This is a genomic window from Flavobacterium oncorhynchi (assembly GCF_002217355.1).
Lineage (GTDB): Bacteria > Bacteroidota > Bacteroidia > Flavobacteriales > Flavobacteriaceae > Flavobacterium > Flavobacterium oncorhynchi.
This window is the reverse complement of record NZ_MUHA01000001.1, coordinates 1-16,294: the sequence shown is the minus strand read 5'-3', so window position 1 is coordinate 16,294 and position 16,294 is coordinate 1. Positions and strand designations below refer to the sequence as shown.

Genomic DNA, 16,294 nt, shown 5'->3' with positions numbered 1-16,294 from the left:
TTTATTTGTTTATTGGGTTTAAGATTAAAGCAAAAACAGCGTAATTAATCATATCCTGATAATTAGCGTCAATGCCTTCAGAAACTAAAGTTGCACCTTTGTTATCTTCAATTTGTTTTACGCGAAGCAGTTTTTGAAGAATTAAATCAGTTAAAGAGCTCACACGCATATCACGCCATGCTTCTCCGTAATCATGATTTTTGGCTTCCATTAGATCTTTAGTAAGTTTTACTTTAGCATCATATAATTCAGTTGCTTTTTCAACATCAAGATCAGGCTGGTCAACAACTCCTAATTCTAACTGAATTAAAGCCATAATAGAATAATTGATGATCCCGATAAATTCTCCTTTTTCATCTTCATCAACTTTGCGAACATCGTTTTCTTGTAAGCTTCTGATTCTTTGTGCTTTTATGAAAATTTGATCCGTCAACGATGGAAGTCTTAAAATTCTCCACGCACTGCCGTAATCTTTCATTTTATTGATAAATAAGGTTCGGCAAACCGTGATTACATTATCAAATTCTTGAGAAGTATTCTTCATTTATTGCTGTATATTTGCTAAAATTTTTCCAAAAATAAGGATTAAATTAAAGAGTTTCAAGTTTAGTGTTTTCTTTGTTTCAAGTTTTTTCTAAACAAAGTGTTAACGGTGATAACTTGAAACCTGAAACTTGAAACAAAACAAACGATGACGATTAACTGCAAAGGCGAACTTATAGATTTATCGATTCCTAAAGTTATGGGGATTTTGAATGTTACGCCGAATTCTTTCTTTGATGGAGGAAAATATAAAAATGAAGACGATATTATTTCGCAGGTTGGTAAAATGCTTTCTGAAGGCGCAACTTTTATAGATATTGGCGCTTATTCAAGTAAACCAAGTGCTGAATTTGTTTCTGAGCAAGAAGAAATCGATCGAATTGTTCCAGCTATCGAATTAATTTTAAAGCATTTTCCGCAATCATTATTATCAATTGATACTTTTAGAGCCGAAGTTGCAAAAGCAAGTATAGAAAGCGGCGCAGCGATTATAAACGATATTGCAGCGGGAGAATTAGACAATAAAATGTTTGATGTCATAGCGAAATATAACGTTCCGTACATTATGATGCATATGCGCGGCAATCCGCAAACGATGCAGAGTTTGACCCAGTACCATGATATTGTAAAAGAAATGCTTTTTTATTTTTCTGAAAAAGTGCAAAAAGCGAGAAGTTTAGGAATTAATGATTTGATTCTCGATCCAGGTTTTGGTTTTGCCAAAACAACCGATCAGAATTATGAGGTTATGCAGAAAATGGAACTTTTTAACCTTTTAGAATTACCAGTTTTAGCTGGGATTTCTAGAAAATCAATGATTTATAAAACACTTGATATTACACCGCAAGAAGCTTTAAACGGAACAACATTCTTAAATACAATTGCTTTGACAAAAGGTGCTAAAATTCTTCGTGTGCATGATGTGAAAGAAGCGGTTGAATGCATTACTTTGTTTAATAAATTAGATTTATAATTGAAATAATCGCCTGGTTTGTCATTTCGACGAAGGAGAAATCTTCGTTGCAGAATCGACAAAGATTGGCGAATTTCTCTCAGGAAATACTAGTGTGATTTCTCCTTCGTCGAAATGACATATACTTTGAGTTTAAAAACAAACAAATATGAAATACTTTACTATAATTATAGCTTTTCTACTTTTCTCCTGCGGAAAAAAAGAAGACGTTTTACTTCCAAAATCAGATGTTTCAATTGTAAAAGACGTACAAGATCATTCGCCGATTTATATCTTTTTTAAAATGGAAGGAAAAGATACTATCGCTGATTTAAACCGAAAAAGTGCTATTATTTCGACCAATTGGATTTTCAATATCGATAAGCGTTTGCCTTTGAAAATGGTAATTCCGCAGGTTATCAAAATGCAGGAAAAGAAAAGAGCGGACAGTGCCCACAAAAACGAAAATGCTGAAAATTATTATTCATACGCAGATTCAATCGGGAAGAATTTAGCTTTTCTTCCTTTCACGAAAGTGTATTATAAAATGGAAATTGCCAATAATAGAAGTCAGTTGTATTTTAAGAAGAACGGAATGATACAATACAGCGGAAGAAAAACGTATGATTTTCCTAAAAGGAATTTAAAGCCATTTTTGGATAGTTTGGTTATAAATCCAAAAGCTCAAATTACATTTTCATATGATAAAAACATGAGTTATGGAGATTATATTCAATCTAAAATTCTTGTAAAAACAATTATTGATAAAAAGATTCCGTTTGTTTTTATAAACGAAGATGAAGAGTTTGTTTTCTAAAAATTGCGATTAAACGATTAAACGAATCAACGATTAACCTTTACTGATGATGATAAGGTTCATTTCGTAAAATCGTAAATCCGCGGTACAATTGCTCGATAAAAAACAACCGAACCATTTGGTGCGAAAACGTCATTAGTGAAAGTGAAACCTTTCCTTGTGCTTTTTTATAAACCGTTTCCGAAAATCCGTAAGGACCTCCAATTACGAAAACTAGTGTTTTTACGCCAGAATTCATTTTCTTTTGCAATTCTTCAGAAAAACCAACACTCGAGAAGTTTTTTCCGTTTTCATCCAATAAAATCAATTGATCCGTTGGCGAAAGTTTCGACAGAATCAATTCACCTTCTTTTTCTTTTTGCTGACTTTCAGATAAGTTTTTTACGTTTTTGATATCGGGAATAATTTCCAAATCAAATTTGATGTAAAACGACAAACGTTTGGTATAATCGTCAATCAAAGTTTGAAGCGATTTATTGTCTGTTTTGCCTATTGCGATGAGTTTGATGTTCATTAGTTCTGTTTTTTGCCACGAATTACAGTAATTGTCGCGAATTTATTTTTTAGCCACAGATTTCACAGATTAAAAGGGTTTTTTATTAAATTTTAATCTGCTTGATCTGCTAAATCTGCGAGAAAAAAAATATCCTCTCGCAGATTTAGCAGATTTGGCTGATTTTATTTTTAATATTTTGGTTTGAAAAAATCTGCGTTTATCAGCTTAAATCTGCAAAATCTGTGTGAAATTTTCGCACAGATTAGTTTTTAGAAAACTTAGCTTCAAAAGTTTTAAAACGAGTATCTAAATCTTTGATTAATTGTTTTTTTACTGATGTATCTTGAATGAAACTGTAATTGATGCTGTTGTAAACGTATTTTTTAATCGTTTCGTAATTCACGTCAGGATATCTTTTGGCTAATAAAACATATTGTTCTGTCATATTAGTTCTTAAAATTCCTGCATCGTCTGTGCTGATTACGATAGGTACATTAAATTCTTTGTAAAGGGTAAATGGATGTCTGTTTTCTTTTACTTTTAATATAAACTCATTGCTGGCTAAATTGATCTCAATTGGAATATTGTTTTTAGACATATATTTCAATAAATCATATGAATTTGCTTCGTAAGCAATATCAACTCCGTGACCAATTCTGTTTGCACCAGCGATATAAATCGCATCATTTATATGCCAAGTTAAATCTTCTGGCTGAACCAAACCTAAAGTCAATTCGCCTGCGTGAAGCGTGTATTTTACGTCAGGAAATTTTGAATGACAATATTTAAACATCACCATGTGAAGCCAGTAATCTTTCATAGAATTTTGTCCGTGTTCCGGAGAAACTATGTTTACACCCGCAGTCAGCTTGCTTTCGTTAGAAGAAATAAAAGCAATAACTAAGTTTTTAAACAAGTCTACAGGATCCATAAAACGCAGCACAAAGTTTTGATAACGCATTGTGAATTTTTCGTCATCCATTTTTAAGTCTTTATGCAGTTTTGCTATAAAATTGTTGTTGAAATCTAAAGCATATTTTTTGGCATCTTTTTGTTGAAGCGATTTATACAATTCATCTAAAAGTTTTAAAACTGCTTTTTCATCTTTTTGTGTTGCAGCCTGACGTAATTTTGTATTGAAATCTGCTAAATCAGAAACGTTCATGTCAGACGGAATCGTTGATAATTGAGTTTCAATATAACTTACATTTTCTGAAATAGCACGCTTTTTTAATTCAAGCATTCCTTCTGCAAAATGATCCGCGATAGTTGGTTCGAATTTCATAAAAGAATCAAAAAACTGATCATCAGACGGTACAGAACCATTATAATCCTTGATAGACCAAGTCTGCATAATTTGCTGTTCGTAATAGTCTAGTTTTCCTTTTTCTTTAAGAGAAGAGAAGCTATCCCAGTTTCCATTAGCAGGTTTTGTTTTAGAAACTGCCATAGTTTCTACATTCAAATAAAAGTTTTCTGCAATCGCTCTTTCTAAAAGAGGTTCTGCATAAATTGATCCTGAAAAATGGTGGTGTAAATCGCCTCCTTTTGGCATTTGTTGAAAGAAAGCTGTTAAGAGAGCTTCATTATTTCTGATTTTTTCTAAATAACTTTCAGCTGTTTGAGAAAAGCCGATTTGTGCTATAAAAATACAGAAAAGCGTAATTATCCTTGTCATACTCTAAGTTTAAATTACGCGCAAATATACGAGTTTTCGCGGAAATTTGAAAATTTTGTTTTTAAGGGGCAAAGGCTCAAAGGTTCAAAGGGACAAAGTTTTTAAAGAAATGATCAAATAAAAAAAGACGCACTGTTGTGCGTCTCTATACTAAAACCTCTGAACCTTTGTCACTTTGAACCTTTGTAACTCAAGAAAAAAGTACATCACGAATTTCCTCAACCTTATCAAAAACACTTTTTGCAAAAGGACAAAGCGGAATAATTTTAAAATTATTAGTTCTGGCATATTCTACAGCAGCCATAACTAGTTTTTTACCAACACCTTTTCCGTTAAAATCTGGGTTTACTTCGGTGTGATCAATAATAAATTTTGTGTCTCCTGCCCAAGTATAAGTCATTTTTCCAGCTTCTTTTCCGTCTTCTACAGCTTCAAAGTAACCTCTTCTTGTATCGTTTATTTGTTGAATTTCCATGATGATTATATTAAGGTGGTTTTAATTTCGATTGAGTTTGTTAATGTTTTGTGTATCGGACAGCTGTTTGCAATTGTCTCTAATCGTTGTCGTTGTTTTTCATCGACTTCGCCTGTAACTTCGATTTTTCTTGTAAATAGAGAAATGTTTTGATGGCTGTCTCTTTCAAAATCTACTTTTACATTGATTTCAGAAACGTCCCATTGTTTGCGATTAATGTACATTCGCAATGTAATCAAAGTACAAGACGCTAATGCAGATGCTAAAAGCTCTGACGGACTAAAACCGAGATTTTTTCCTCCAACTTCTTGAGGTTCATCAGCGATTACAATATTTCCGCTGGATGATGTTATTTCGGTGCGATACAAACGAGTATCTATTTGTGCTGATATTGTTTTCATAATTTATTTGATTCTTGGTTCAGGTAACGGAACGAATTCGGTTTCGCCTGGAACTTTTGGAAAAGTCTGTGCTGTCCAGTCTAGTTTGGCTTTTTCGATGAGGTTTTTATCTGATGAAACGAAGTTCCAAAAGATAAAATGTTCTTCAGGAAACGGTTGTCCGCCAAAGATATAAACAGTTGAATTTTCGGCAATTTCAAACTCACAAAGTGTACTGTCTTTTGTAATTAAAATTTGTTTTGGGTCGTAAATATGTTCTCCGCTTTTGATGCTTCCTTCAAGAATGTACAAGCCACTTTCGCCAAATAGATGACTTCCAATATTGATTTTTTTAGCTTCTTTACTTTTGATCTCAATAAAATAAAGCGGACTATAAACAGGAACTGGAGATTTTTTCCCAAAGGCTTCACCAGCAATTAATTTGTATGAAACTCCGTCTTCTTCCCAAGCAGGAATATCATCTGCTTCAACATGTGTGAAATTCGGATCCATTTGCTCCAATTCTTTTGGAAGCGCCACCCAAATCTGTAATCCGTGGAGCATTTTGTCTGAATGTCTTAAATATTCTGGCGTTCTTTCAGAGTGAACGATTCCTTTTCCAGCTGTCATCCAGTTTACGGCACCGGGTTTTATTTCCAATTCGGTTCCTAAACTATCACGGTGCATAATGCTTCCTTCAAACAAGAATGTCAAAGTCGAAAGTCCGATATGCGGATGCGGAGGAACATCCATATTTTCATGATCACTTAAATGTGCAGGTCCCATATGATCGATAAATACAAATGGACCAACAGCTCTTTTTTCACGGAAAGGGAGTAAACGACCTACCATGAAGTTGCCAATATTGGCAGCACGTTCTTCGATAATTAAACTGATATTTGACATGTGGTATTTTTTATTTGATTTGAAAACAAAATTAAAGCAACGGCGCTTGTCTGTAACTTAATTTAGATTAAGAAAGGTTGTTTTTTGTATTATTTATAAAAGTAGTGAAAATGTATGTTTTTTCAAATTTATCTATTTGTCACGTTTTTTTGTCATTTCGATGAAGGAGAAATCTTCGCAAGAAACTCTACAAAGATTGGGTTTTCGTTGCGGAGCTACTCTTGGAGATTTCTCCTTCGTCGAAATGACAAAATAGCCCATTAAACTGGGGTAATTTGTGTTTAATCAATCAATTCAAATTCTAAAACTTCACTTTCCGTTCCATTAATAATAATCGACAATTGATGCGTTCCTGTATGAAAAACTCTTGTTGTAATTAATTTGAAAGATTGGTTTCTTTCAATTTTGGTTAATTGATTCGGATGGTAAACTTTCTCGCTTATTTTGAAAACTTTTTTAGCCAAATGTCCTTTTGCTTTTTTGTAATGAACGGCATATTCTAAACGAATGGTTTTGGGTTCTTCATTTTTGTTATTTAAATGAAAGTGAAACTGCAGATAATCGCCGATTTTTACAACAGGTGTTTTAACTGCAAATGACGAAAGTTCAATATTTGTGCTTTCTAAACCATAATGACTTAAAATTTCAGGATGTCCTTGTTTTAATAAAGTTCGGCAGCCATGTTTGATGATTCCGTCGGTTTCTTTGTTTTGACCTTTCCATCTAGAAGCGATTTCTAATACAATTTGCGGATTATCTTTTGCAATATCATTTAAGTTATTAGCAACACTTCTTCGGACATATTCGGAAGGATCGTTTTTTAGGTTTTCTAAAATAGGCAGGATAGAAGAAGGATCATTTTTCAAGAACGGAATTGCCATTGCCCACGGTAATCTTGGGCGCGAGCCTTCGCTGGCTAAGCGACGTACGTGGTGATTTTCGTGCTGTGACCATTTTACCATTTCGTCGATCATTTGCTCTTTGTATTTTAGAATAATAGGACGAACAGCAAATTCACAGCTTATAAATTGTGTTATAGAAACAAAGGCTTTCGTCGAAGTTTTAAAATCGTCTAAACCGTAAATTTCGATATAATCGGCAAAGAAGATAAAAGCCAGATTGCTGTCTGTGAAATTATTTTTCTTTAAATTCTCAATGATTTTGTCAATTAGAGAAACAGCTTCTGGGAAATTTTGCGGCATAAATTGATGAAATACAACTGTGGTATGTTTCATTCTTTCTTTCCATTCTTTTTGAGCAAAATCACCTTCATAAATTGCTTCAATAAATTTTTGTTTGTTGAATGTTGGATGCACTTCGGCTACAGCCTGACTAAATTTTTCGTAGAAAGAAACCGAGTAAATATCTTTAATTAATCCCATAAATTTTGTTTGCTTGAACCTCAAAGATATTTAATGTTTTTAATTGTGGATGCGGATTTTAGTTGAAAAAATATAAACTTTAAATATTCCGCTAAAGATTTATGTGATAGATTAAAAAGATTAGCACAGATTTTTTGAAATCATTTTAATTTTAATAATCTGCGGCTGATAAAAAAAAGTTAATAAGAAACTTTTCATACAATGGAAACTTTTAATTCCATAAAATAAGTCATAATTTAGCCTATTATAAAAAATAGAAAAATGATAAGTGAAGCTCAATTTCAATCAGAATTAGAACTTTTGATTCGTAATGCGATTAGAGAAGATGTAGGATCAGGCGATTATAGTTCTCTTGCTTGTATTCCTGACACTGCTCATGGTCAAGCAAGATTATTGGTAAAAGATCAGGGAATTATTGCTGGTGTTGCACTTGCGAAAATGATATTTGATTATGTTGATCCGAAATTAAAGGTAAAAACATTTATTGAAGATGGAACGCATGTAGAATATGGTGAAATTGTTTTTGAAGTTTCTGGAAGTTCTCAATCTATTTTGAAGGCCGAAAGAGTAGTTTTAAATACTATGCAGAGAATGTCTGCAATTGCAACCAAAACAAATCATTGTGTACAGCTTTTAGAAGGAACGGGAGCTAAAATATTAGATACTCGCAAAACGACTCCAAATTTTAGAGCGGCAGAAAAATGGGCGGTGAAAATTGGTGGCGGAGAAAACCATCGTTATGCTTTATATGATATGGTAATGTTGAAGGATAATCATATTGATTTTGCTGGTGGTATTACGCTTGCTATAAAAAAAACGAAAGAGTATTTGAAAGAGAATAATCTAGATTTAAAAATCATTGTTGAGGCTAGAAATCTTGATGAAATTCGTGAAATTTTGTTGAGTGACGGTGTTCACAGAATTTTAATTGATAATTTTAATTATGAAGATACTAAAACTGCTGTAGCTTTGATTGGTTCAAAATGTCAGACAGAATCTTCTGGAAATATCAGCGAAAAAACCATTCGTGAATATGGACTTTGCGGTGTAAATTATATTTCGTCTGGAGCGTTAACTCATTCCGTTTACAATATGGATTTGAGTTTAAAAGCTTTTTAATTGAGTAAAGTGTTTTAAATTGTAACTTTTGTAATCTAAAATCCAACTCAACAATCTAAAATCTAAAACAGTATGTCTCAAGAAATAGAAGATCGGATTGAAAAAGTACCTGTAATACGTTCTATAGCCCGATTTTTTAAGAAAATAAAATTGCCTTGGCTGGAAGGTTTTTCGCTGTATGATTTGCTTGAAATGTATACTTTAGGAATTATTGAAGGAGCATTTTCTTATCATGCCAGCGCTGTTTCTTTCAGCTTTTTTATGGCTTTATTTCCTTTTGCGTTATTTATTTTAAACTTAATTCCTTTTATTCCGATAGAAGGTTTTCAGGCCGATTTTTTACAGTTTGTGCAGCAGGGAGTTCCTCCAAATACTTACGATGCTATTAGTAAAATCATTAGTGATATTTTAAATAATAGTCATTCTGGATTGTTATCGTCGGGATTTTTACTTTCGATTTTTTTAATGGCAAATGGTATTAACGGAATTTTAAGCGGCTTCGAGTCCTCTAAGCATGTTTTTGATAAGCGTGGTTTTTTAAAGCAATATTTGGTTGCATTGGCCATTTCGCTTGTCATGACTATTATATTGTTTGTAACTGTGGCTACGATTGTTGTTTTTGAGGTTTTTATTCAAAAAACAATTATTCAGGATGTTTTGAGTGATCGCATTCCGTTGATCATTTTAAGTAGATATTTATTTATTATGCTGATGATTTTGATAACATCTTCAATATTATTGCGTTATGGTACAAAGCAGTATAATAAAGTGCCTTTTATTAGTATAGGATCGGTTTTTACAACAATCTTAATTGTTATATCTTCGTTCTTTTTTGGGATTTGGGTTATAAAATTCTCAAAATATAACGAACTTTATGGTTCAATAGGAACATTATTAATTCTAATGTTTTACATTTGGATAAACTGTATGATTCTGCTTTTGGGTTTTGAATTGAATGCCTCAATCAGAAAATTAAAACAAAAAAAAAAATAAATAGGTATGAAAAATTGGATTTTAACAATTGGTGTTTTTTTCTTCGCATTAAGTACAATGCAATCTCAAAGCGTTATCGGAAAATGGAAAACTATTGATGACGAAACTGGTGAGGCAAAATCTGTAGTAGAGGTTTATGAAAAATCTGGAAAAATTTATGGTAAAATAGTTGAGATTCTTCGTGCTGATCATAAAAAGGATGTTTGTACTAAATGTGACGGTGCTGAGAAAAATAAACCTATTTTAGGAATGGTTATTATGAATGGTCTTAAAAAAGATGGTTCTGAATATAATGGAGGAACTATTTTAGATCCTACAAATGGTAAAAAATACAAATGTTATATTTCATTAGAATCTGCAGATAAATTGAAACTTCGTGGTTATGTTGGAATTTCTTTAATGGGAAGAACACAATACTGGACACGAGTGAAAAATTAATTATTAAAATATGCGAAAATTAGCTTCGATAATTTTATTCTTAGTCTTAGCTTCAAATAGTTTTGGACAATCTAAGAACTCGCCATTACAAATAAGTCATCTTACGGGTGACTTTTATGTTTATAAAACATTTCATGATTATAAAGGAACAAAGATTTCTGCCAATGCTTTGTATTTAGTAACAAGTAAAGGTGTGGTCTTGTTTGATGCGCCTTGGGATAAAACGCAGTTTCAGCCTTTATTGGATACGATAAAAGCAAGACACAATAAAAAGGTTATAATGCATTTTGCAACACATTCTCACGAAGATCGTGCTGGAGGATTGGATTTTTATAGAAAAAAAGGAATCAAAACCTATACAATCAAATTAACTGATGATATTCTTAAAAAGAACAACGAAGGCAGGGCAGAATTTATAATTCCGAATGACACGACATTTACAGTCGGTGAGCATACTTTTGAGGTTTATTATCCAGGAAAAGGTCATGCTTCTGATAATGTTGTGGTATGGTTTAATAAAGAGAAAGTGCTTTACGGAGGATGTTTCGTAAAGAGTATATCCGCTGTTGATCTTGGTTATTTAGGAGATGCTGACGTAAAAGAATGGCAGAAATCTATGAATAAAGTGCAGACAAAATTCAAGAAGCCAGTATATGTTATTCCGGGTCATGACGATGGAACTAACGCAGAATCTTTAAATCATACTTTGAAATTGGTTAATGATTATTTAGCTAAACCTTCAGGAAAATAATAAGTTTCCGAACCCTATAAAATTAGTACATGTTTTTTATCGAAGTTGTTTTACCGCTTTCTTTAGCTAAAACTTTTACATATCGTGTTTCTGAATCTGAATATCATTTTATAAAAAAGGGTATGCGGGTGGCAGTGCCATTTGGTAAAAGTAAAATTTATACGGCGCTGGTGATCGATATACACGAAAACGCACCAACATTATATGAGGCTAAAGAAATTCATCAGATTTTAGATGAAAAACCAATTGCGACCGAAACGCAGATTAAACATTGGCTTTGGGTTGCCAATTATTATATGTGCGGCATTGGCGATGTTTATCGCGGTGCTTTTCCAACTGGATTATTATTAGAAAGTGAAACTATTGTTTCGCACAAACCAGAAGTTGTTGTAAATGATTCAGAACTTTCAGATGATGAGTTTTTAGTTTATGAAGCATTGCAGCATCAAAGTTCACTTAAAGTTCAAGAGATTGTTTCGATTTTAAATAAGAAAAATATTCTGCCAATTCTTCAAAAATTAATTGCAAAGGATATTATTGTTTTAGAAGAAGAAATAAAAGAAAGTTACAAGCCAAAGTTGATTCGTTATGTAAAATTACATTCGCAATATGAATCTGATAATGGTTTAGGAGAACTGCTAGAGGTTTTAAAAAGTGCTAATAAGCAAAAAGAAATTGTATTGGCTTATTTTCAGATAAGCGCTTCAGAAAAGAAACCGATTACGGTGAAGAAATTGATTGAAGTTTCAAATTCTACTTCGGCTGTTGTAAAAGCTTTAATCGAGAAAGAAATTTTTGAAGAGTATTATTTACAGCACGATCGTGTTTCATTTAATGGAGAAAAATCAGAGAAAGAACTTCAGTTAAGCGAAGCTCAGGAAAATGCTTTTACTGCAATTAAAAATAGTTTTTTAGAAAAAGAAGTTTGTCTTCTGCATGGCGTTACATCAAGTGGAAAGACAGAGATTTATATTAAGCTGATTGAAGAATATTTAGAAACGGGGAAACAGATTTTGTACTTGCTGCCAGAAATTGCACTTACAACACAATTAGTTTCTCGATTGAGGCTTCATTTTGGAGATAAAGTTGCCGTTTTTCATTCAAAATACAGTAATAACGAGCGAGTTGAGGTTTGGAAACAAACACTAGAGAACTCTGAAAAAGCACAAATTGTAATAGGAGCGAGGTCTGCCTTGTTTCTGCCTTTTAATAGTTTGGGTTTGTTGATTGTTGATGAAGAGCATGAGCAGACTTTTAAGCAAACTGATCCTGCACCAAGATATCATGCACGCGACTCTGCAATTGTTTTGGCAAATTTTCATAATGCCAAAGTACTATTAGGATCTGCGACCCCGAGTATCGAAACTTATTTTAATACTCAAACAGATAAATATGGCTTGGTAACTTTAACCGAGCGCTACAAAAATGTTCGAATGCCTGAAGTGGTTTTGGTTGATTTAAAAGACAAACATTTCAGAAAAAGAATGACGGGGCATTTTAGTGATCTTTTAATTGAAGAAATTGCCGAAGCTTTGTCTTTAGGTGAACAGGTAATTTTGTTTCAAAACAGAAGAGGTTATTCACCTATAATAGAATGTATGACTTGTGGTCATGTACCGCATTGTCAGCAATGTGATGTTAGTTTGACATTTCATAAGTTTAAAAATCAATTGCGTTGTCATTATTGTGGTTATTCAATTGCGAAGCCAACACATTGTCATAGCTGTTCGAGTATAGATTTGACGACTAAAGGTTTTGGTACGGAGCAAATTGAACAGGAATTGATTTCTCTTTACCCAAAAGCTAAAACAGCAAGAATGGATCAGGATACAACGAGAGGTAAATTTGGTTTCGAAAAAATTATCGATACTTTCAAAAATAGGGAAGTGGATATTTTGGTTGGAACACAAATGCTGGCTAAAGGTCTTGATTTTGATAATGTGAGTTTGGTTGGAATTATGAATGCTGATAATATGCTTCATCATCCAGATTTTAGAGCTTTTGAACGAAGTTTTCAAATGATGACACAGGTTGCGGGAAGAGCAGGGAGATCTGAAAAACAGGGAAAAGTGGTGATTCAAACGTACAATCCAAATCATAACACAATTCAACAAGTTACAAACCATAATTATATGGGTATGTATAAGGAGCAATTGTATGATAGGATGATTTATAAATACCCGCCTTATTTCAGGATTATTAAACTTACTTTAAAACATCGTGAGTTTGAAAAGCTAAAAGAGGGTTCTATGTGGTTGTATCAGGTTTTAAGTCAGAACTTAAAAATGCCGGTTCTGGGTCCTGAAGAGCCTGCAATAAATAGAATCCGAAACGAGTATATTCGAACTATTTTGATTAAAATTCCACAGGAAATTCCATTAGGGAGTACAAAAAAAACTATCCAAAAAATATTGAATAGTTTTGAGGCTGTTGCTCAGTACAGAGCTGTAAAGGTTGTTGTTAATGTCGATTTTTATTAAAAATTACGACGTTGACAATGCTTTTACTAAGTCTTCTTTTTTGTTGCGGCTAAGCGGAATTTTAGTAATCCCTATTTCGGCAAACTTGCTGTTAAAACGTTCTACTTTATCTATATTAATGATGTACGATTTGTGTACACGAATAAATTTATCTTTTGATAAGTCATTTTCAAAAGACTTCATAGTTGAAAGTACCAAATTACTGTCGTCTTCAGTAACCACTCTTACATAGTCTCCAAAAGCTTCGATCCATTTGATTTTTGCGGTGAAGATTTTAAGTTTTTTAAGGTTACTTTTGATAAAAATATGTTCGCCTTCTTCTTCTTTAACTTCTTTTTTAAGCAAATGCATATCTATAGCTCTTTTTACAGAAGCATTAAAACGGTCAACGGCAATAGGTTTTTGCAAATAATCGGTCGCATCATAATCAAAAGCTTTTAAAGCGTATTCGGCTTTAGAAGTAATGAATATAATCTGCGGTTTAGACTTTAGTCCATCAAGGAAGTCAAAACCGTTTATAACAGGCATTTCTATATCAAGAAATATTAGGTCGATATTATTTAAAGAGATACAACTCTTCGCTTCAATTGCATTAGAAAAATCACCGATTAAATGCAAACCTGGGTGATTATTGACTAATTTTGCAATAATTGTCCTTTGTATAGAACTATCATCTACAACAACACAGTTTAGTTTCATAACAATAAATTTAGAATAAATTCAGGATAGCAATAGTAAATGTATTATTTTTTTGTAAAAAAAACTAAAGTTAAGCTCTGTTTTTTACATTACAACGAATAAAAGTAAAAAAGTGTTGTATATTTAAAAATTATGATTACTTTTGCACCCAATTTTAACAAATAAATATTGTATTTATGAATCATTATGAAACTGTTTTCATTTTAAATCCCGTTTTATCTGAGGTTCAGGTGAAGGAAACAGTAACGAAATTTGAAGAATTTCTTACTAGTAGAGGAGCTGAAATGGTATCGAAAGAGGATTGGGGTCTTAAAAAAATGGCTTACGAAATCCAAAACAAAAAAAGTGGTTTTTACCATTTATTCGAATTCAAAGTAGCTGGAGAAGTTCTAATTGCTTTTGAAACTGAATTCAGACGTGATGAAAGAGTTATGCGTTTCTTAACTGTAAGTTTAGACAAACATGCTATTTCATGGGCGGAAAGAAGAAGAGCAAAATTAAAATCTACTAAAGCGTAATTATTATGTCTACAATCGAGCAATCTGCAAAAGGAAAAAAAGACGGAGATATCAGATATTTAACGCCTTTAAACATTGAAACTAACAAAACTAAAAAGTATTGTCGTTTCAAAAAATCAGGAATCAAATACATCGATTATAAAGATGCTGATTTCTTATTGAAATTCGTAAATGAGCAAGGAAAAATTCTTCCTCGTCGTTTAACTGGAACTTCATTAAAATACCAAAGAAAAGTTTCTGTAGCTGTAAAAAGAGCTCGTCACTTAGCTTTAATGCCATACGTGGCCGATTTATTAAAATAGTATAAAAAAAATCTAGTCGCTGGTTTCTGTTTTATCAGAACCTAACTTCTAAAATATAAGGACAACAACATGGAAATTATTTTAAAACAAGACGTACAAAACCTAGGGTTTAAAGATGATGTAGTATCTGTAAAACCTGGTTACGGTCGTAACTTTTTAATTCCTCAAGGTTTTGCTACTTTAGCAACTCCTTCTGCTAAAAAAGTTTTAGCTGAAAACCTAAAACAAAGAGCACATAAAGAAGCTAAAGTTGTTGCTGATGCTAAAGCATTAGCTGAAACTTTAAAAGCTCTTGAAATTAAACTTACAGCAAAAGCTGGTGGAGAGAAACTTTTTGGTTCTATCACGAATATTGATATCGCTGAAGCTTTAGAGAAATCTGGAAATGCTATCGATAGAAAATTCATCACTAGCGGTATCGTTAAACGTACTGGAAAATACAATGCTTCAGTTCGTTTACACAGAGATGTAATCGTTGAGTTAGCTTACGAAATTGTTGCTGAAAAGTAATAGTTTTAAAGATTATATGAAAATCCCGATGTAAATCGGGATTTTTTTGTTTAATGGAATAAATTAATATTAATTAGACTTAATGTTGGTGGCTAGAGTATTTAGCTTACAGCGTAAAGCATAAAGCCTAAAATAAAATGAAATACGCAAGATTAACAAAAGAGCAATTTGATGAGCTGCATGCAGAATTTGCTAGTTTTTTAGCTACACAAGCCATTGATAAAGCAGAGTGGGATGCTCTAAAAGTAAACAAACCTGAAGTTGCTGAGCAGGAATTAGATGTTTTCTCAGATTTAATTTGGGAAGGGGTATTGTCAAGAGCTGAATATTTAGAACATTTCTCTAGAAATCATATTTTCTTGTTTCAGTGTTTTGAAACTCATGTACAATCAATAGTTTTGAAATCATTAGTTGAAGAAACTGATTTTTTAACTACGGAAGGTTTGCAATGGTTGTCTGATAATATGTTTACTGAAAACATTGAAATGAAGGTTGGAAAGAAGGTATTTACTGAAGATAGAAATGCATCTATATTTGAGTTGATTCAGCAAGGTGCTTTTTTAAGTGATGGACAATTATTTTCTCAGATTAATTCGATAATTGAATCTTAGTTTTTAAATTAATAACGAAGTAAAAGGTAAATAGTTGCTTATTGTAATTGTTTGCCTTTTTTTAATTTTTTAACTTTTGTTTAAGCTTTGTTGTTTTTTTTACCCCGTATTTCTACGCTTTTTTTCTTAATTCTGTAATAAATTGAAATTTTTAGATATAAATGTAAGATTTATTCCTTTGTTGACTAGTTTTGGTGTTTTTTTGATTGATTTGTTCTTTTTTATTGTAGTACATGTACTACAA

Annotated in this window: 19 protein-coding genes; 11 read left to right on the top strand and 8 right to left on the bottom strand. The window is 32.4% G+C overall.

Annotated features, from left to right (window positions below):
- Nucleotide 1: 1 nt before the first annotated feature.
- Entirely contained in the window at nt 2-544 is a 543-nt protein-coding gene (locus B0A75_RS00095; RefSeq protein ID WP_089052262.1) for a DUF1599 domain-containing protein, read from the bottom strand.
- 147 nt (nt 545-691) lie between these two features.
- On the opposite strand from B0A75_RS00095, the gene folP reads away from it, so the two are divergent.
- Together folP and B0A75_RS00085 are read left to right on the top strand one after the other, a co-directional pair.
- Complete coding sequence (folP, locus tag B0A75_RS00090) at nt 692-1,516, top strand: dihydropteroate synthase (protein WP_089052261.1); 825 nt, start codon at nt 692-694, stop codon at nt 1,514-1,516.
- Nucleotides 1,517-1,664: 148 nt separating this feature from the next.
- Nucleotides 1,665-2,312 carry a hypothetical protein gene (locus B0A75_RS00085; RefSeq protein WP_089052260.1) on the top strand — a complete coding sequence of 216 codons (648 nt, stop codon included), beginning with the start codon at nt 1,665-1,667 and terminating at the stop codon, nt 2,310-2,312.
- Nucleotides 2,313-2,352: 40 nt separating this feature from the next.
- Here B0A75_RS00085 and rlmH read toward each other — a convergent pair whose 3' ends face one another.
- The 6 genes from rlmH to B0A75_RS00055 form a co-directional block, all read right to left on the bottom strand.
- The gene (gene rlmH / locus B0A75_RS00080; RefSeq protein ID WP_071637326.1) at nt 2,353-2,826 is read right to left on the bottom strand and encodes a 23S rRNA (pseudouridine(1915)-N(3))-methyltransferase RlmH; all 474 of its coding nucleotides are present in this window, start codon (nt 2,824-2,826) and stop codon (nt 2,353-2,355) included.
- A gap of 244 nt (nt 2,827-3,070) precedes the next feature.
- On the bottom strand, nt 3,071-4,486 hold the full coding sequence (locus tag B0A75_RS00075; protein WP_089052259.1) for an amidohydrolase family protein: 1,416 nt from the start codon (nt 4,484-4,486) through the stop codon (nt 3,071-3,073).
- 190 nt (nt 4,487-4,676) lie between these two features.
- Complete coding sequence (locus B0A75_RS00070) at nt 4,677-4,961, bottom strand: GNAT family N-acetyltransferase (protein ID WP_089052258.1); 285 nt, start codon at nt 4,959-4,961, stop codon at nt 4,677-4,679.
- A gap of 5 nt (nt 4,962-4,966) precedes the next feature.
- Entirely contained in the window at nt 4,967-5,362 is a 396-nt protein-coding gene (locus B0A75_RS00065; protein WP_089052257.1) for an OsmC family protein, read from the bottom strand.
- 3 nt (nt 5,363-5,365) lie between these two features.
- A complete protein-coding gene (locus tag B0A75_RS00060; RefSeq protein WP_089052256.1) occupies nt 5,366-6,247 on the bottom strand; it encodes a pirin family protein in 882 nt (293 codons plus the stop codon).
- A gap of 281 nt (nt 6,248-6,528) precedes the next feature.
- Nucleotides 6,529-7,629, bottom strand: a complete 1,101-nt coding sequence (locus tag B0A75_RS00055) for a DNA alkylation repair protein (protein WP_089052255.1) — start codon at nt 7,627-7,629, stop codon at nt 6,529-6,531.
- A gap of 261 nt (nt 7,630-7,890) precedes the next feature.
- On the opposite strand from B0A75_RS00055, the gene nadC reads away from it, so the two are divergent.
- The 5 genes from nadC to priA all read left to right on the top strand — a co-directional run bounded on the left by nadC (nt 7,891) and on the right by priA (nt 13,410).
- On the top strand, nt 7,891-8,748 hold the full coding sequence (gene nadC, locus B0A75_RS00050; RefSeq protein WP_089052254.1) for a carboxylating nicotinate-nucleotide diphosphorylase: 858 nt from the start codon (nt 7,891-7,893) through the stop codon (nt 8,746-8,748).
- Between the two features lie 72 nt (nt 8,749-8,820).
- Nucleotides 8,821-9,741 carry a YihY/virulence factor BrkB family protein gene (locus B0A75_RS00045; RefSeq protein WP_089052253.1) on the top strand — a complete coding sequence of 307 codons (921 nt, stop codon included), beginning with the start codon at nt 8,821-8,823 and terminating at the stop codon, nt 9,739-9,741.
- Nucleotides 9,742-9,747: 6 nt separating this feature from the next.
- A complete protein-coding gene (locus B0A75_RS00040) occupies nt 9,748-10,179 on the top strand; it encodes a DUF2147 domain-containing protein (RefSeq protein WP_089052252.1) in 432 nt (143 codons plus the stop codon).
- A 10-nt stretch (nt 10,180-10,189) separates the two neighbouring features.
- On the top strand, nt 10,190-10,930 hold the full coding sequence (bla-B1-FLAV, locus tag B0A75_RS00035) for a subclass B1 metallo-beta-lactamase (protein WP_089052251.1): 741 nt from the start codon (nt 10,190-10,192) through the stop codon (nt 10,928-10,930).
- 29 nt (nt 10,931-10,959) lie between these two features.
- A complete protein-coding gene (gene priA / locus B0A75_RS00030) occupies nt 10,960-13,410 on the top strand; it encodes a replication restart helicase PriA (protein ID WP_089052250.1) in 2,451 nt (816 codons plus the stop codon).
- A 3-nt stretch (nt 13,411-13,413) separates the two neighbouring features.
- On the opposite strand, the gene B0A75_RS00025 is transcribed toward priA, so the two are convergent.
- Complete coding sequence (locus B0A75_RS00025; protein ID WP_071637338.1) at nt 13,414-14,109, bottom strand: LytR/AlgR family response regulator transcription factor; 696 nt, start codon at nt 14,107-14,109, stop codon at nt 13,414-13,416.
- A 176-nt stretch (nt 14,110-14,285) separates the two neighbouring features.
- Here B0A75_RS00025 and rpsF point away from each other — a divergent pair, with 176 nt between their 5' ends.
- The 4 genes from rpsF to B0A75_RS00005 all read left to right on the top strand — a co-directional run bounded on the left by rpsF (nt 14,286) and on the right by B0A75_RS00005 (nt 16,050).
- Nucleotides 14,286-14,627, top strand: a complete 342-nt coding sequence (rpsF, locus tag B0A75_RS00020) for a 30S ribosomal protein S6 (protein WP_007810575.1) — start codon at nt 14,286-14,288, stop codon at nt 14,625-14,627.
- 5 nt (nt 14,628-14,632) lie between these two features.
- Nucleotides 14,633-14,929 carry a 30S ribosomal protein S18 gene (rpsR, locus tag B0A75_RS00015; RefSeq protein WP_002987043.1) on the top strand — a complete coding sequence of 99 codons (297 nt, stop codon included), beginning with the start codon at nt 14,633-14,635 and terminating at the stop codon, nt 14,927-14,929.
- A 69-nt stretch (nt 14,930-14,998) separates the two neighbouring features.
- Complete coding sequence (rplI, locus tag B0A75_RS00010) at nt 14,999-15,439, top strand: 50S ribosomal protein L9 (RefSeq protein WP_089052249.1); 441 nt, start codon at nt 14,999-15,001, stop codon at nt 15,437-15,439.
- Between the two features lie 137 nt (nt 15,440-15,576).
- A complete protein-coding gene (locus tag B0A75_RS00005) occupies nt 15,577-16,050 on the top strand; it encodes a DUF6495 family protein (protein ID WP_089052248.1) in 474 nt (157 codons plus the stop codon).
- Nucleotides 16,051-16,294: the final 244 nt, after the last annotated feature.